At 55.8% G+C, this 17,384-nt stretch carries 11 protein-coding genes and 2 pseudogenes; 4 read left to right on the forward strand and 9 right to left on the reverse strand.

Annotated elements, in window-relative coordinates:
• The first annotated feature begins 187 nt into the window (after window positions 1-187).
• The 3 genes from folE (at window position 188) to L1P05_RS05685 (ending at window position 4,914) form a co-directional block, all read left to right on the forward strand.
• Window positions 188-850 carry a GTP cyclohydrolase I FolE gene (gene folE, locus L1P05_RS05675; protein ID WP_012848018.1) on the forward strand — a complete coding sequence of 221 codons (663 nt, stop codon included), beginning with the start codon at window positions 188-190 and terminating at the stop codon, window positions 848-850.
• Between the two features lie 73 nt (window positions 851-923).
• On the forward strand, window positions 924-2,096 hold the full coding sequence (gene yeiB / locus L1P05_RS05680) for a DUF418 domain-containing protein YeiB (RefSeq protein ID WP_012848019.1): 1,173 nt from the start codon (window positions 924-926) through the stop codon (window positions 2,094-2,096).
• A 628-nt stretch (window positions 2,097-2,724) separates the two neighbouring features.
• On the forward strand, window positions 2,725-4,914 hold the full coding sequence (locus L1P05_RS05685; RefSeq protein WP_034168552.1) for an EAL domain-containing protein: 2,190 nt from the start codon (window positions 2,725-2,727) through the stop codon (window positions 4,912-4,914).
• Window positions 4,915-4,933: 19 nt separating this feature from the next.
• On the opposite strand, the gene sanA is transcribed toward L1P05_RS05685, so the two are convergent.
• From sanA to L1P05_RS05730, 9 genes and pseudogenes are all read right to left on the reverse strand, one after another.
• Window positions 4,934-5,668, reverse strand: a complete 735-nt coding sequence (gene sanA / locus L1P05_RS05690; RefSeq protein WP_012848023.1) for an outer membrane permeability protein SanA — start codon at window positions 5,666-5,668, stop codon at window positions 4,934-4,936.
• A 176-nt stretch (window positions 5,669-5,844) separates the two neighbouring features.
• Window positions 5,845-7,542: an NAD-dependent malic enzyme gene (locus L1P05_RS05695; RefSeq protein ID WP_012848024.1), complete on the reverse strand. Its 1,698-nt coding sequence runs from the start codon at window positions 7,540-7,542 to the stop codon at window positions 5,845-5,847.
• Window positions 7,543-7,742: 200 nt separating this feature from the next.
• A complete protein-coding gene (cdd, locus tag L1P05_RS05700; protein WP_012848025.1) occupies window positions 7,743-8,630 on the reverse strand; it encodes a cytidine deaminase in 888 nt (295 codons plus the stop codon).
• 194 nt (window positions 8,631-8,824) lie between these two features.
• Window positions 8,825-9,514, reverse strand: coding sequence for a CidB/LrgB family autolysis modulator (locus L1P05_RS05705; protein ID WP_015461209.1), 690 nt, complete (start codon window positions 9,512-9,514; stop codon window positions 8,825-8,827).
• Window positions 9,515-9,522: 8 nt separating this feature from the next.
• Entirely contained in the window at window positions 9,523-9,939 is a 417-nt protein-coding gene (locus L1P05_RS05710; protein ID WP_034165001.1) for a CidA/LrgA family protein, read from the reverse strand.
• Between the two features lie 173 nt (window positions 9,940-10,112).
• Window positions 10,113-11,057, reverse strand: coding sequence for an EamA family transporter RarD (rarD, locus tag L1P05_RS05715; RefSeq protein WP_012848028.1), 945 nt, complete (start codon window positions 11,055-11,057; stop codon window positions 10,113-10,115).
• 138 nt (window positions 11,058-11,195) lie between these two features.
• Window positions 11,196-12,623 carry an exodeoxyribonuclease I gene (gene sbcB, locus L1P05_RS05720; protein ID WP_015683292.1) on the reverse strand — a complete coding sequence of 476 codons (1,428 nt, stop codon included), beginning with the start codon at window positions 12,621-12,623 and terminating at the stop codon, window positions 11,196-11,198.
• 875 nt (window positions 12,624-13,498) lie between these two features.
• Complete coding sequence (locus L1P05_RS05725) at window positions 13,499-14,647, reverse strand: acyltransferase family protein (protein WP_226079128.1); 1,149 nt, start codon at window positions 14,645-14,647, stop codon at window positions 13,499-13,501.
• Window positions 14,648-15,175: 528 nt separating this feature from the next.
• Window positions 15,176-16,213, reverse strand: a pseudogene (locus L1P05_RS05730) (IS3 family transposase); the annotation flags it as partial.
• 98 nt (window positions 16,214-16,311) lie between these two features.
• Here L1P05_RS05730 and L1P05_RS05735 point away from each other — a divergent pair.
• Window positions 16,312-17,327 (forward strand): annotated as a pseudogene (locus tag L1P05_RS05735) (IS110 family RNA-guided transposase).
• The last annotated feature ends 57 nt before the right edge of the window (window positions 17,328-17,384 follow it).

Consider the following 17,384-nt stretch of genomic DNA (forward strand, 5'->3'; position numbering starts at 1 on the left):
GGATTAAGGCGCCGGACTTCACTACAGTGGGAGACAACGCATTGCCGTGATCTGTATCATGTTAGGCCGTGTTCCGTAACGACGCGGCGCAATATCGGTGCAGAGCCAGAATGGCATCATCGGTGTGGGGAGGCTGGCGCGGGGCCGATGTTCCGGCGCAGAGATAAGAAGTATCGGGAGATAAGTGATGTCATCGCTAAGTAAAGAAGCTGCACTGGTGCACGAGGCGCTGCTGGCGCGTGGGCTGGAAACCCCGCTGCGCGGTGAGCCGCTGGCGCGCGATACGCGTAAGGCACAGATTGAGGCGCACATGACCGAAGTCATGAGACTGTTGAATCTGGATCTGTCGGATGACAGCCTGGCGGAGACGCCGTCGCGGATCGCCAAAATGTACGTGGACGAAATTTTTTCCGGACTGGATTACGCTAACTTCCCTAAAATCACCATTATTGAAAATAAAATGCATGTCGATGAGATGGTGACGGTGCGCGATATTACGCTGACCAGCACCTGCGAACACCATTTCGTCACCATCGACGGTAAGGCGACGGTCGCCTATATCCCGAAAGAGGGGGTAATTGGGCTGTCCAAGATCAACCGGATTGTCCGCTTTTTCGCCCAGCGTCCGCAGGTGCAGGAGCGTTTGACCCAGCAAATTCTGGTGGCGCTGCAGACGCTGTTGGGGACCAAGAACGTCGCCGTCTCCATCGATGCGGTGCACTACTGCGTCAAGGCCCGCGGCGTACGCGATGCGACCAGCGCGACCACCACCACCTCGCTTGGCGGGCTGTTTAAAACCAGTCAAAATACCCGGCAGGAGTTTCTGCGCGCGGTGCGCCACCACGTCTAGCTCGGGCTCAGGAAACATGAGAACGCCGGCGCGATGCCGGCGTTCTCGTCTGTAAACCACGGAGAGGATCACCATGGCCGAGATGCCTGTGGCGGCGCAGCGGGGACGAGCGCCCCGGATCGCGGCGCTGGATGCCCTGCGCGGCCTCGCGCTGCTGGGGATCCTGCTGATGAATATCGTCGGCTTTGCCCTGCCAAAGGCGGCGTACCTGAACCCCGCCTATCAGGGGATCCCCTCCGCCTGGGATCAGGGGGTATGGCTGCTGCTCAGCCTGACGGTGCAGGGCAAGTTTCTGGCCCTGTTCGCGCTGCTGTTCGGCGCTGGCCTGCAGCTACAGCTGCCGCGCGGCGGGCGCTGGATCCAGGCGCGTTTGGGATGGCTGATGCTGTTTGGGCTGCTGCATACCCTGCTGCTGTGGGATGGCGACATTCTCCTGGTCTATGGCCTGATCGGCCTGATGTGCTGGCGGACGATCCGCGACGCCGATTCGGCCCGCGCTCTGCTGTACCGCGGGGCGACGCTGTATGCCGTCGGGCTGGGGATGCTGCTGCTGCTGGCCGCGATGAGCCGCGCGGAGCCACACGGCTTTTGGCAGGTCGGCTATGCCGAGATCCAGTATGAGACCTACTGGAAGCTGCGCGGGGGCGTCGAGGCCTGGCGTAACCGCAGCGAGCTGTTGATAAGCAATCTGCTGGCGCTGGCGGTGCAGTATGGCTGGCAGCTGTGCGGCGTGATGCTGCTGGGCGCGGGACTGATGCGCTGCGGTTGGCTGCGCGGCCGCTTTTCCTCTGCCCACTACCGGCGCTGCGGGGCCGGGCTGCTGCTGAGCGGGCTGGCGCTTCAGGCGCTGGGCAGTGGTCTGCAGTGGTATCTGCGCTGGGACTTTCGCTGGTGCGGCTACCTGCTACAGCTGCCCGGTGAGCTGGCGGCGCCGCTGATGATGCTGGGCTATGTGGCGCTGATCTACGCCGCTTGGCCGCGCCTGTCGCGCTGGCGGCTGACCGCCGCGCTGCAGCGGGTTGGGCGTATGGCCCTGAGCAACTATCTGCTGCAGACGCTGATCTGCACTACGCTGTTTTATCGATGGGGGCTATTCAATCACGCCGGGCGCGCGGCGCTGCTGCTGTGGGTGCCGCCGGTGTGGGGGGGCTGTCTGCTGTTTGCGACGCTCTGGCTGCGCGTCTTCCGTCAGGGGCCCGTAGAGTGGCTGTGGCGCCGTCTGACCGGACTGTCTCTGCGCGTCTGAGGACGCGGGGGCCCCCGACGTCGCCCCAGCATATTCTACAAGTCGTAATTGTCAATTTCGCTATTGCGCTTGACCTCCTCTCGTACAGCCATTAAAAATAACAGGCTTCTATTTTTATCTTTACTGCAGGATTTATCCTGCGGTTTTTATTCTTTTTATGTTTGTATTCAGCGCTATTTACCTCAGTCCTAGCGTGATTTTTTCTGAGGTTTATTTTATTTCCGTGACCAAGATCTTATTATAATAATTTGATTTTTATAAATAAATTTAACGCACTGCGTTTTTTGCATCACCGTGATGACGCGATATTATTTAAATATAAAATATTTAACCTAGAAAGCGCGGTGCCCGCGTTTATTCGCATTGTGCCGCGGGATAGGTTTTATGATCCGCCGCATCGGTGATGCTGCAGCGTTAAAACGACGGAAGGTGTTAGGTTATCACCTGTTGGATAATCACCGATTGTGAGCGACACCCTACGCGGGGAGTCGTCCCGATCGGAATGGTTTCCGATTCACGCCGTCATACTCCGCGCCGCTGGCCGTGGGCGCGCGTGAGGCCGGTCTGCCCTCTGCTGCGGATGGCACCTTGTCCATTGGATCGTTTTTTTAGGGTATCGGTCAACGTGATGCAAAGAGTCACCCGTTGCTTAGGTCAATATGCGCTGCCTGCCTCGCTCAGCGTACTGCTGCTGCCGCTGACCTGGTTTTTCTCCCCCCACGCCGTCGTCAATGGCCAGGCGCTATTTCTGCTGCCGTTGCCGATGGCGCTCGCCGCCGCGCTGGTCATGCTGTTTGGCCCGCGGGCGTTGCCCTCCCTGTCGCTGGCGCTGCTGCTGTTCGCGCTGCTATTGCCCTCGCTCTCTTTCGCCGGGGCCCTCGCGCTGGGTTGTGCGCTGCTGCTGCCGCTGTCGCCGATCGCCCACCTCAGCCAGCGTCTGCTGGGAAAGCGCGGGCGCTGCGATCTTAATCGGGGCGGGGGGACGCGGCTGGCGATCCGCCTGCTGGGGTTCGGCCTGTTTTATCCCATCGGCAGCTGGCTGATGATGCTGCTGGGCGGTACGCTGATGACGCCGCTGTCGATAGGTACCGCCGCCGCGCCGCCGCGGGATCTCCCCTTTGCTCTGCTGGCGCTGGAGGGCATGATCCTGAGCTGCGTAGCGCTGACGCCGGCGCTGTATTACCTGCTGCGTATGCTGCTCAACCCCGGCAGTCTGCGGGCCTTTCTCCTCGACTGCCGGCGCGCGCTGCGGCGCGACATTCGCGGCCTGTTTTTACCGATCTATGTCGCGGCGATGGGGGCGCTCTGTTTCCCGCCGGCGTCCCACGTCAATCTGGGCTATCTGACGCCGCTGCTGTTCGTGCTGTTTGTCTTTGCGTCGTTCCATTTCCGCTACCGAGCGGTGCTGCTGCTGTGGGCGCTGACGGTGCTGGGACTCCTGGCCTGCAGCGCTAATTTTATCCAGTTGGGCAACCGCCATTATCAGCTGGCCTTCCTGTCATCCGCGCTGATCGCCTTTAGCATCGCCTTGGTTTATATGGCACAGGTGATTACGCGCAACGACAGGATGCGCCGCCTGTACCTGCGTCTGCGTCTGCGACGGCGCGACGGGCTGGTCGATCTCCCTAACTTCCGCGCCCTGAATGATTATCTGGCGCGTCGCCCTTGCGGCACCCTGTGCATTCTGCGCCTGAGTAACCTGGATATTCTGAGCCGGTGCCACGGCATGACGATGCGAGCGGCGACCAAAAGCCAGCTGGCGGCGCATCTGGCACCCCTGCTGCGGCCCGGGGAGCGGGTGTACCAGATGCCGGGGGCGGAGCTGTTGATCTACCTGCAGGCCGACGCCGATCTGCCGCGCATTAACGCCATTCGCGCGACGCTGATAGCGCAGGCGCTGGTGTGGCAGCAGCATCCGGTGACGCTGCAGTATGGCGTGGCGTACTCTCCGTTCGATGCCCATCGTCAGTCGATCCACGCCGTGGTGGGGCAACTGAGCTACCTGGCGGAGCGGGCCTGTCGGGACAATGTGATCCTCCCGCTGTACGGCAATGAGGCAGATGCCAACGCCGCGGTGAACGAACAGGTCTTCTGGCTGCAGAAGATCACCCGCGCGCTGCAGGAGAATGCGCTGCTGCTGTATGCCCAGCCCATCGTCCACCGCGAGGGGCAGCGTTATTATGAGATCCTGGCCCGGCTGCAGGACGGTGAGCAGCTGGTGCTGCCGGGGAAATTCATTCCTTTTATCACCGCGTTCAACCTGTGCGCGCAGTTTGATCTGCTGATCATCGAAAACGTGGTGCGCCATATTCACCGCGCCGGGCTGGACAGCTCCAGCACCTGTTTTTCGGTAAACCTGATGCCGCTGACGCTGATGCAAAACGGCGTGGCCGCGCAGATCATCGCCCTGTTTGAGCGTTATCAGGTGCGGCCGCAGGCGGTGATCTTTGAGATCACCGAACAACAGTATTTACTGGATGAAAACGCCGCGCTGGAGACGGTGCGCGCCCTGCGCGACTACTGCTTTAAGATCGCCATCGACGATTTCGGCACCGGGCTCTCCAACTATCAGCGCCTGAAGCACCTTAACGCGGACGTGGTGAAGATCGACGGTATGTTTGTCAAAGATATCGTCAGCAGCTCGCTAGACCGTCTGATCATCAAGTCTATCTGCGATATCGCCCGTGAGCGGCAGCTGCAGGTGGTTGCCGAGTATGTTGAATCGCGTGAGCAGATGGAGATTCTGTGCAGTCTGGGGGTGCAGTATCTGCAAGGCTTTTTGCTGGGCGAGCCGCGCCCGCTGGCGCAGGCGCTGTAGCGCACGCGATCTGCGCCGGCTAGGGGGTCGTCTGGTGATGGGGCTGCTGCTCCAGCGCCTGCAGCTGTTCAGGCAGCACCGCCGGGTAGCTCTGGGCGTCGGCGGCGACCTTATGTACCGCTGGAATCGGGATCGGCGGGCCAAGAAAGCGCGGCTGGCGCTGCAGTAGGTAGAGATCGGTCAGCGCGCCGAGGCGGGCGCCAATTTCGCGCAGGCGCACCAGCAGCATATCTTTGGGCGAGGGCACCGCCAGGCACTGGGCCTGAATTCCCAGATGCATTGCGATAAACAGCGCCCGCTCGCAGTGGAAGCGCTGGGTGATGATAGTAAAGTCATCGGTATCGAAGACCCGACGGGCGCGCACGATGGAATCCAGCGTGCGGAAGCCGGCATAGTCCAGCACGATATCGCCGTTCGGTACCCCCGCGGCGATCAGATCCCGGCGCATGGTCACCGGCTCATTGTAGCTTTGCAGGGCATTGTCGCCGCTCAGCAGCAGGTAGCTGACCTTATTGCTGTTATAGGCATTCAGCGCGCCCTGGATACGGTAGCGGTAATACTGGTTGATAACCCCGGGAGCCACATATTTAGCGGTTCCCAGCACCACGCCGACCTCACGGCGCGGCAGGTCCTGCACGTCTTCGTAGATATAGGGGGCCGTGACCCAGCTTATCCAGCGGTCAAGCGCCAGCGCCGCCAGCCCCGAGAGGATGCCAACGCCGATCAGGCCATATATGAGTCGCTTCCACCACATGGCGTACTTCCCGTTATTCGCTCTCTCCCGAGGCTACTTTACCCGCCGACGCGGCGCAAGCCATAAGGCGCGCGCGCAGGGCGGATGGCGGTTATTTGCGCAGGAAAGTGCTCCGGGCCGCAAGGGCGCGAGGGCGAGGTGGGCGGTGGCCCGTGACGGGACACCGCAGGGGGCCGTTAGAACGAGGTTCGCTTATAGCTACGGTATATCGGCAGCCAGAAGTTATGGTCAATGGCCTGCAGCAGCGCCTCGTCTGAGGTCAGCACCGCGACGCCCTGGCGCTGGGCCGCCTTGGCGACCTGAAAGGCGATGTCGCGTGAAACCTGCTGGATATCCTTCAGATCCGGTAGCAGGGGGCCGTGGCCGTCGCGCGCCAGCGGCGAGCTGTCGGCCAGCGCGCGGCTGGCGGCCATCAGCATGCCGTCGGTCACCCGCCGCGCACCGCTGGCCAGGACGCCCAGGCCGATGCCGGGGAAGATATAGGCGTTGTTACACTGGGCTATCGGGTAGCGCTCTCCCTGATAGAGCACCGGGTCGAAGGGGCTGCCGCTGGCGACCAGCGCCGCGCCATCGGTCCAGTTGATGATATCCTCTGGACGGGCCTCTACCCGGGAGGTGGGGTTGGAGAGCGGCATGATGATGGGGCGGGGGCAGTGGCTGTGCATTTCGCGCACGATCGCCTCGCTGAACAGCCCCGGCTGACCCGATACGCCGATCAGCACCGTGGGGTGGGCGTTGCGTACCACGTCGAGCAGGGAGATCCCCTCGCTCTCCGTCTGCCATCCGGCCAGCGCCTGCTGTTTTTGTACCAGGCGGCTCTGGAAGTCGAGCAGGTTGGGCAGGCGATCGGTTAGCAGTCCGAAGCGATCGACCATGAAGATGCGCGCCCGCGCCTCTTCGTCGCTCAGCCCCTCGGCGATCATCTGGGCGATGATCTGTTCCGCGATGCCGCATCCGGCAGATCCGGCGCCGAGGAAGGTAATGGTCTGATCGCGCAGACGACTGCCGGCGGCGCGACTGGCGGCGATCAGGCTGCCCAGGGTGACGGCCGCGGTGCCCTGAATGTCGTCGTTAAAGCAGCAGAGCTGATCGCGATAGCGGCTCAGCAGCGGCATGGCGTTTTTCTGAGCGAAGTCCTCAAACTGCAGCAGAACATCCGGCCAGCGGCGCTTGACCGCCTGAATGAACGCCTCGACGAACGCGTTATATTCATCGCCGGTGATGCGCGGGTGGCGCCAGCCCATATACAGCGGATCGTTGAGGCGCTGTGGGTTATTGGTGCCGACGTCCAGCACCACGGGCAGAGTATAGGCCGGGCTGATGCCGCCGCAGGCGGTGTACAGCGACAGTTTACCGATAGGGATCCCCATGCCGCCGATGCCCTGATCGCCCAGGCCGAGGATGCGCTCGCCATCGGTGACCACGATCACCTTTACGTTCTGCTTGGTGGCGTTTTGCAGCATGTCATCGATGCGATCGCGGTTGGGATAGGCGATAAACAGCCCGCGGGCGCGTCGGTAGATATCGGAAAAGTGCTCACAGGCCTCACCGACCGTCGGGGTATAGATGATGGGCATCATCTCGCTAAGGTGGCCGCGCAGCAGGCGGTAGAACAGGGTCTCGTTGGTGTCCTGAATATTGCGCAGGTAGATATGCTGCGCGGTGGCGTTCTGAAAATCGCAAAACTGGCGATAGGCGCGCTCAACCTGCTCTTCGATGGTTTCGATGGCCTCAGGCAACAGGCCGCTCAGGTTAAAGTTATTGCGCTCTTCTTCGCTGAAGGCGCTGCCTTTATTCAACAGCGGGAATTCAAGCAGGATGGGGCCGGCATAGGGAATATACAGCGGACGTTTACTTTCGTGTTCCAGATCCATAAGTACGCTCTTATGTTAACGGGATGAAATAACACGCTGAAGATCCTAAAAGAGAGAGCGCCATTGTTCAATGTTTGTTATCAAAACTATTCATTTAATATATGTTTCGTAACAATGATTTTGGCGCGCGAAAGTGACGGCGGAGAGGGAACGCGTGGCGGTCACACGCCAAGGCTCCAAGGGGAGCCCTGGCGCCAGGGTTACAGCGGATGGTGCTGCAGATCGTCGCAGCCCAGCGCCTGCAGGGTGGCGCGCGTCGCCGCATACTGCGACAGGGGCGCCTGACGGGACTCCACCAGCGCGGCCCGGCGGATAGCGTCGACGCTGTCGCCGGACATGTTCAGCAGGATCAGGGCGGCCTGCAGCGGCGGCAGGCTGGGATTAAAGGCGGCATTTTCCGCATAGCGGCCGGCATAGACGGCGCGGTCGGTTTCGACTGCCACGCCGCTGTAGGCCTGGCTGTACGGCGCATGGCTGGCGTTGGCGGCGTCCAGGGCGGCCTGCAGCAGGGGATCGCCGGCGGCATTGTCTAGCGCCAGTCCGTGATGGGTCGCATCCAGCAGCAGGGTTTTTATCTGCAGATCGCGCGGACCAAAGGCATCGGGCAGGTAGTCGCCCAGCGTGGCGGCGCGGCGGCCCGGCAGATGGATCGGCAGCGCGGTACCGCTGTTCAGTTCATTCATAAACTGGCGGCAGTGACCGCAGGGCGTGCAGTTAACGGTGATCGACGCCAGCGCCGTTTCGCCCCGTAGCCAGGCGTGGGTGATCGCGCACTGCTCCGCATGGATGGTCTGCTGCAGCGGTGCGCCGGAAAACTCCATATTGGCGCCGAAGTAGAGGTTACCGCTGGCGCCGTGGACGATCGCGCCGACCTGAAAATGCGAGATCGGCGTCAGGGCGCAGGCGGCGGCCAGCGGCAGCAGGGCAAAACTCAGGGCCTGGCGATCCAGGTGACAGGCATGACCAATAGCATCCACCTGGGCTGCGGTGATCACGGCGTTGAAGGTGTCAGACGCCATCACTGGCGTAAGCGCCGCCTGGAGTTCGGCAGGCAGCTGGCTGAATGCAGCGGCAAAGCGTGCGTGCATGGGAAAGCCTCTTATGAGTTACGGGAGGCTATTGTAAGGAAGCGAATAGGTGACATTTGTGATAATAATCACTTTTTTGATGCAATAACTGTAATTTTGGTCTCGAATTAGAGATTTATTTCAACTTTTTTAACGTAAAAACGGTTGGCGAAGGCGGAGAGCGCCGATCGGCGCTCTCCGCTGTGACAATGTTATCAGAAGATATGCAGCAGTATCGGGAACAGAAACGGCGCCAGCAGGGAGGTAATGATCCCGCAGATAACCAGCGCCAGAGAGCTAAAGGCGCCCTCCTGGTAGTCGACCTCTGCGCAGCGGGCGGTCCCCAAGGCGTGGGATGCCGTCCCCATGGCCAGCCCTCGCGACGCCTTGGTGCGGATATTCATGGCGTTTAGCAGGGTGTGACCAAATACGGCGCCTAAGATCCCGACAAAGATCACGCAGACGGCGCTGATGGCCGGGATCCCGTGGATGGACTGGGCGACGGCCATCGCGATCGGCGTGGTGACCGATTTCGGCATCACCGAGGCGGCGATCTCCGGCGTCGCACCGAGCCACAGGGCGATGGCGGTACCGGTGATCATCGCGGTAGCGCTGCCGATAAAGCAGATGGTGATGATGGACTTCCAGCGGGCGCGGATCTGGTGCAACTGCTCATACAGCGGGAAGGCCAGCGCCACCACCGCCGGCTGCAGCAGGCTGTTGAGCGCCGAGCTGCCGGCAAAGTAGTTTTTGTAGGGGATATGCAGCAGCAGCAGCAGCGGAATGATCACCGCCATGGAGACCAGCAGCGGGTTGAGCAGCGGCATATTCAGGCGCTGGGCGAGACGCCGGGCGCCAAAGAAGACCACCAGCGTCAGCGGCAGTGACCACCAGATATTCAGCATGACGGTCATCATTGTTTACTCTCCTGTGGATGGCTCAGGGGCTGCTCGCCGTCGTCGGGCCGTTCGCGATGCACCAGGTGTGAGCAGTAGGCTACCACCACCATAATGATCAGGGTGCTGACCACGCAGGAGACCACGATGGGGCCAAACTGGCGGCACAGCACGTCGTAATACTGCATGACGCCCACGCCGATCGGCACGAACAGCAGCGCCATATAGCGAATAAACAGGCTGCATCCCGGCTTGACCCAGGTGGCCGGCATAATCTGCGAAGCCAGCAGGGCAAACAGGATCAGCATACCGATGATGCTGCCCGGGATCTTGATTGGTAACAGGGTGGCGAGCGCATTACCGGCAAACAGACACAGGTAAATCAGCACGAAGGCGCGTGCGTATTGCCAGCAAAGAGAAAGTGGATTTGACATCATAGTGTACCCAAAAACGAAAACACAATCATCATACAATTAATCGATAAAATGTGCTACTGATCACATCATGAATTCGCTCTATGGCAGCCATGCCAATTCGATGGGGTATTGACGCCGTCGTAGACGAGGATCGCGCCGGGTCGCCCGGCGCGAAGGAAGGCGCGAACGGGTTAGGGTTTCTCTGCGCTGCGCAGGGGGGGCGCTCCGGTCTCCGTCGCCGCGCCGTCCCGCGTTAGCGCGCTGTGCCGACGCGGGCGACGAAACAGCTCATAGATACACAGCGCTAGCCCCAGCCAGATTAGCGAGAAGCTGATCATCTTGGGCAGGTTGATCGGTTCGCCGAAGGCCAGCACCGCCAGCAGAAACTGCAGAGAGGGTTCGACATACTGCGCCAGCCCCACCACCGTCAGGGAGGTGCGCTTGATGGCGGCGGCAAACAGCAGCAGCGGCGCATAGGTCACCGGCGCCGTCAGAATATACAGCGAATACTCCGACAGGCTAAGGCCGCCCAGATCGCTGCCGCCGTTGATCTGCAGCCAGAGGGTGATCCCCAGCGCCAGCGGTAGCATCCAGACGGTCTCCAGCGTCAGGGAGGTCATAATGTCGTAGCGGATATACTTACGCACCAGGCCGTAGAAGGCAAAGGTGATGCCCATGACCAGCGCCAGCACCGGCACCCGCCCCAGCAGGATTATCTGGTAGGTCAGGCCGATAATGGCCAGCAGCACCGCAATGCGCTGAAAGCGCGTTAGCCGGTCGTGCAGAAAGATGACGCCCAGCGCGATGGCGAACAGCGGATTGGTGAAGTAACCCAGGCTGGCGTCCAGCACCAGGTGGTGAGTCAGGGCATAGATGAAGGTGGTCCAGGAGACGCTCATGATGGCGCCGCCCAGCAGGCAGCAGTACAGCGAGCGTTTATCCTGCCAGGCAGCGCGCCAGGAGGTGCGTTGCTTGAACAGCAGACGCAGCGCCAGCAGCAGGGGAACAGACCAGAACAGACGCTGGGCCAGCAGTTCGAAGGCGTTGGCATCGTTCAGCAGCTTGTAGTATAGCGGCGTGATCCCCCACAGAATAAACGACAGCACCGCCAGCAGCGGTCCATTGCGCAGCCACATAGTTCAGCCTTGATTGTCTGCTCCGTCGCGGAGCCGGGTTATCGGCCACTCCGCCATGGGCAGAGTGGAAAGAGTGCGCAGGATGCCACAGTAAACGCCATGCAGGTGACGACGGCCGCATCCTTTCGGCGCAGATTATTATCCTACTAATTCACGGGCATAATCAAACAGCGCCCGCAGCAGCGTCAGCTTCTGCGGCTGATCCTCATAGCGGTTGTACAGCATTTCCAGCGTCTGTAGATAATCCTGTACGCGCTGCGGCGTCAGCATGGCCTGGCGATGCTGCTGCCAGCGGCGCCTCTCGTTCTCATCCAGCGTCGCCGGGTAGTTACGGGCGCGGTAGCGAAACAGCAGCGGCGTGATGCGCGGATCGCTGAAGCGCAGATCCAGCGCCGGCAGGTTCTGCGGCTGGGTGGCGCGAATAATTTGCATCGCCTGGCGATCGGCGTCGCTGAAGAAGCCGTCGTACAGCTGGCTGTCCACGTCGTCCGACGGTGGGAAGGGCGGCGCATCGGCAAACAGGGATACCACCTTGTCACGGATCTCGCTGTGCTGCTGTAGCAGGGCTAAATTATCCCGGCAGCGCTGGCGATCGAGCCCCAGGCGGGCGGCGTTGTCCACGAGCAGGGTTTTCTCCGGCGCCAGCACCGGACATTTATTGATGTGGACCAGCTTGATAGGCACCGGCGCGGCGTCGCCCAGCTCGCTGCGCGGCGTGTAGAGCCGTTCGCGCAGGGCGGTGGCGTCCAGGGTCAGCAGCGGGGTGATATCGCTGTCCAGATCGCAGACGATCACCGCGTTTTTGTTCTCGGGATGCCAGGCCAGCGGTGCGATCAGGCTGGTGTTGCCGCGCAGGGCGCCGAACATGCCGGAGACATGCACCAGGGGAGTCATCGCAGCGATGTCGATAAGCTGCGCTACCCGGTTTTTGTTGCGCAGCTGGAACAGATAGTCGAATAGCCGCGGCTGGGCCTGTTTGACTCGCTTGGCCAGCGCGATGGTGGCGTAGACATCGGCCATGGCGTCGTGGGCGTTGCTGTGCTCAATGCCGTTGGCCTGGGACAGGTGCTCCAGCTTGAAGCTGGGTAGCCCCTGTTCGTTTTCTGGCCAGACGATCCCCTCGTGGCGCAGGGCGTAGCAGGTGCGCACCACATCCAGCAGATCCCAGCGCGAGTTGCCGTTTTGCCAGCTGTAGGCGTAGGGGTCAAAGAAGTTGCGATAGAACAGGTTGCGGCTTACCTCATCGTCGAAGCGGATGTTGTTATAGCCTACGACGCAGGTGCCCGGCACGCTGAACATCTGGTGGATACGCTCGGCGAATTCGGCTTCACAACCCCCCTGCGCCAGCGCCGTCTGCGGGGTGATCCCGGTGATCATCACCGCGTCGGGCTGGGGCAGGTAATCATCGGCCAGACGGCAGTAAAACACCTGGGGCTCTTCGATGATGTTGAAGTCGGCGTCGGTGCGCACGCCGGCGAACTGTGCGGGACGATCCCGCGCCGGATGCTGACCGAAGGTTTCATAGTCGTGAAAGAGGAATGTATTTTGTATGCTTCTGTTTTTCACTGTCACCTTCGTATGCGCCTTATATTGTATATGGTTGATTTATTGTGATAATTTATTATGCCAGTCTTTGCTATCTGTTGTACATTGCTTGATGCATATCTGTGATGCATTGTACATGCGGATAGGAAATACATATTGAGTGCATAAATCATAACTTCATTGAGTTTAGAAAACTAATATAGCGTTCGATGATGCAATGCTTCTCTTCACGGTCAATGTTTATGCTAAAGAACTGCCTGTTTTGTGAACTTTAGATGTACAACCCTAGGAACGTTAAGGCCGCTCACCGATAGTGGACATACAGATAAATGAGTTGACTCTTGCTAGGAATAATTTACATAACAGGTCCTATATATGGCCAATCGAGTTCCATAGCCTATCAAATTTTGCAGGGGTAGGATAACCTGTGAAGTTATATAAATCTAACAGGCTATTTTTATTATACTATCTATATAGAACTCATTTTTCACTCACTGAAGATGGAGAGCATCCTCAGAAAGTGCTTTGCCAGTTGAGGAATGATGTGGATAGTTATATTTAATTATAATGATGAGTTTGCCATACCACTGTATCCATGATGGGGTTAGGTTTGAAAATTTTGGAAAAAAATTAGCTTAAATCTATGTCATCATTTTTAATAAAGGGCCAATCTTTTTTGTCATAAAATGATGGCATCAGGCCCTTCCATCTTTCTGCTAAAACTCTCCAATTATATGCTATCTATCGTCTTCTTTGTTGAGTCTATCCATTATTCGCAATGTGATGATGATGTTTCATATCAGGTAAAACTATCTCACTTTAGTGAAATATACGTCGAAACTTCTATTCTATCATTGATAGTGAGCGATTTAAAATCCACTATGCTATATTTTATATTAATTTGTTTTTCTTGATTTTGCTCTTTTTGATAGATTATATATTGGATATTCTATGGTGTATGATATAAAAATAGAAGTTAGTATTATCGCAATAAATACGAATGGTGATAAGAGCATTATATTTTCTCCCGATAGGATGGTTTTAAATCCGATGTACCAAAAAATACCATGAATTAAGTACAAGCTGTAGCTTGTTACACCCAACCTCTTAAGTCCTTTTATATTTAATACTCCAAAAAATGTAGCCCCATGACAAGTCATTATAAATAATAAAGCTGCAAAAAGTGGAGAGATTGCAGTGGATAATTTACCAGTAAAAGGGATTATAAACAATAAAATAATAACTATGCTTTGGATTGCAATATTAGACTTTAGCCTGTTTAATAATTGCACATGAAAATGCTTGCAGAAAAAACCAACTGAAAAGAAAAAAATGGCAAGATATCCCCCCGAGTTTAGCTCTGGATGGGCTATTTTAGTATATATGAAAAATATAAAAGCTAGTATGGCAGAACTTATTCCTATAATTGCTCTTTTGTTTAATGGGATTAGTAATGAAATTAATGGCAGTGTGAAATATAAGCGCCACTCCCATGCTAATGACCATGTTACTCCAGCATTAATAATATTACTATTGGACATGCCAAATAAAGGATTTCTTTCATTGAATATTCCACCATCAAACCATGGCATTATATTTAGCAAATGTTCATTGCTTTGGGTTCCATATATGTATGATATTAAAATACATCCCAATGATGATAGTATGGTTACTGGAACTATTCTTAAAAAACGTTTCTTGTAAAATGAGAACCACCAAGAAATTCGATTTATAGAGATGTTTGAGAAAAGGTATCCTGACAGAATGAAAAAAATGCCAACAGCAAATTTTCCTATAAATGAAAAAAAATAGTTCCCATTAATTACCCACACTCCTGTTTTTGAGTAAAAATAATTAAAAAAGAAGTGATGAAATACTACCATTATAGCTAAAATAGCCCTCAATCCATCGAGGTGATTCAACGGTCGTTTATCCATTTTATCCATAAACGAAAAAAACGATAAATTCATCATTATAATCGCTGCAACAACAATGCCGCCTGCCCAGATGATCATTACTATATCATTGTACATGTATGCTTCCACATTTTATAACCTCTGTCGAATTTTATAATTGATTCATCATTTAGTCAATCTTATTAGATTGACTCGTTGTTTTTAATGGAAATGATTACCAAAACTCATTGTTTGAGAGACTAGCAAAAGAGAAATTTGATGAGTATGATTCTTGCCTTGAGGTCATTTCGTTCAGAATCACATGCGACCAGGATCTCTACAAGAAGAAAATTGTTTAGAAGAAACAGTATTTATAAATAATAGGACAAAATTGAATCCAAACATCATGCTATCGTTATTTTTACAGGTATATTCCAACTTATTATAATTTGTTGCAGTCATATGGATAATTACTGGTCGATAACGGTTATGCTGGTTCGGTGTCTACTAAGATGTCAAGGCGTTTGTTGCCAGCAACGTTAGGTGAAAACCATACAGGGAGAACGCAAGATAGGGCACATAGGCTACTGCAATATTGGTGGTGCGATCGAAACTCAGAATAGGGTCAGTCCAGTGTGGCTAGCGTGGATAGAGTAACGCGGCAGGTGTGCAGAACTGTTAGGACGGTTGACCTGTCACCTGGATTAGATACAACGCTAAGTTAGTGATGTCGGATCCTTTACTTTCAAAATTCCCCTTTCTCTAGGCGCCGCAAATTCAGGCAACGTCGGATAATTCAGCGTGGAGTGCGGGCGACACTCGCTATAATCCTGATGCTATTCGCTGATGATTTTCCTGGCATGACTGACGTCACTGAACCAGTGCTCATTCAGGCATTCGCCGCGCAAGCGCCCATAAAAACTTTCAATAAATCTGTTCTGTGTCGGCTTGCCGGACTGGATAAGCCGCAGGTCCATGCCATGCTCAAAGGCCCATTATTTGAGTGCGCTGCAGGTAAATTCCGGGCCCAGATCGTTCTTATCGCAGCCAGATAGCCACGAAATGGCGCAATGCTGTCCAGAATACGCATGACCTACACGCCACGCCTGAAATTCCTAAGGCAACAGTTACCGTCAAGCACGCCTTCGTGAAGTAATCCACGCAGATCAGGTACTTGATCCTACGACCGGTGGTCAGCGCGTCCATGACGAAATCCATTGTTCAGGCCAGATTGGGGGCCGCCGGGCGGAGCAGTGGCAGGCGTTTTGTTGCCCGCCCTTTACGACATTGTCTGTGTTTTACCCTTAGGCCACTGAGATGATAAAGCCAGTAAATGCGCTTGTGATTAACATGAAGCCCTTTGCGGTGCAGTAACTGCCAGATGCGGCTGTAGCCAAAACGCCTGTGCTCCAGTGCTAGTTCGATGATGCGTCCAGATAAATGCGCATCCGACATCGGATGCTGCGCTTCGTAGCTGCCGGTCGGGTCTGTCAGACTACGGGCACGACGTTGCGACAAACCAGTCGCATCACACATTAACACCACTGCTTCCTGTTTCTGGCTTCTGGTCTGTCGTCAATACTTTAGTCCAAGAGCCACCTGAAGAGCCTCCTTATCCAGCATGGTTTCTGCAAGGTACTTCTTGAGTCGGGCGTTCTATTCCTCAAGCGACTTTAGACGCTTAATCTCGGGCACCGCCATATCGCCATATCGCCATATCGCCATACCGCCATACTCTTGCTCCAGGTAATGGGATGGACTACCTCCTCCCGCTGCGGTTAACTGTACGAAATGTGCTCACCAGGAGAATCACCATGAATATCGTATTTCTGGGTATTGATCTGGCTAAAAATGTTTTTCAGCTCTGCGGGTTAAACCAGGCCGGCAAACCGGTTTATACGAAACGAACTGGCCGAAAAGAATTGCTCCAGACGCTGGCAAATATTCCTGCATGTCTGATTGGGATCGAAGCGTCCACCGGGGCATTTTACTGGCAGCGTGAGTTTGATAAACTGGGGCACAAAGTAAAGGTCATCAGTCCTCAGTATGTAAAACCCTTTGTCCGCGGGCAAAAAATGATGGTAATGATGCACAGGCCATCGCAGTGGCTCTGATGCAACCGACAATGCAGTTCGTGCCGCCAAAAAGCCCCGAACAGCAGGATATCCAGGCTTTACACCGGGCAAGGCAGCGTATTGTAAATCACCGCACTGCTACAGTCTGTCAAATAAGAGGGCTGTTACTTGACCGGGGGATCCCCATTGGCAGTGCTGTCTCCAGAGCTCGCCGGGCTATTCCTCTTATCCTTGAAGATGCAGAAAACAGTCTAGGTTCCCGTATGCGCAGAACAATTGCCGAGCTCTATGATCTCTTTAACGATCTCGAGCGTCGGATCCATTTTTTTGATAAGGAAATTGAAACAGTATTCAGACAATCAGAAGCCTGTCAGCGTATCGCCAGAGTTAAAGGCATCGGCCCTAAAACGGCCACGGCCGTTGTTGCTGCTATTGGCAAAGGAACTGAATTTAAGAATGGCCGCCACTTTGCTGCATGGCTGGGTCTGGTTCCACGCCAGCATTCGAGTGGCGACAGGCAGGAGCTGATGAATATGACGAAAAAAGGCGACAAGCATCTGCGGACACTTTTTATTCATGGTGCCCGCGCTGTCGTCAGGGTTGCCACGAATAACAATGATGGCCATATGAATCAGTGGGTTAACCAGTTAAAGGAGCGGCGCGGATTTAATAAAACGACCGTGGCGGTCGCTAACAAAAACGCGCGAATAATCTGGTCGATGCTGAAAAATGAGACCGAGTATCAGGTAGTGTGAAATTAATCCCCTGCCAGAAAAAGTTGCAGCGTACTGAGAAATGGTGACAGGTTGCAC

The organism is Edwardsiella piscicida, from assembly GCF_021733145.1.
Classification (GTDB): Bacteria; Pseudomonadota; Gammaproteobacteria; order Enterobacterales; family Enterobacteriaceae; genus Edwardsiella; species Edwardsiella piscicida.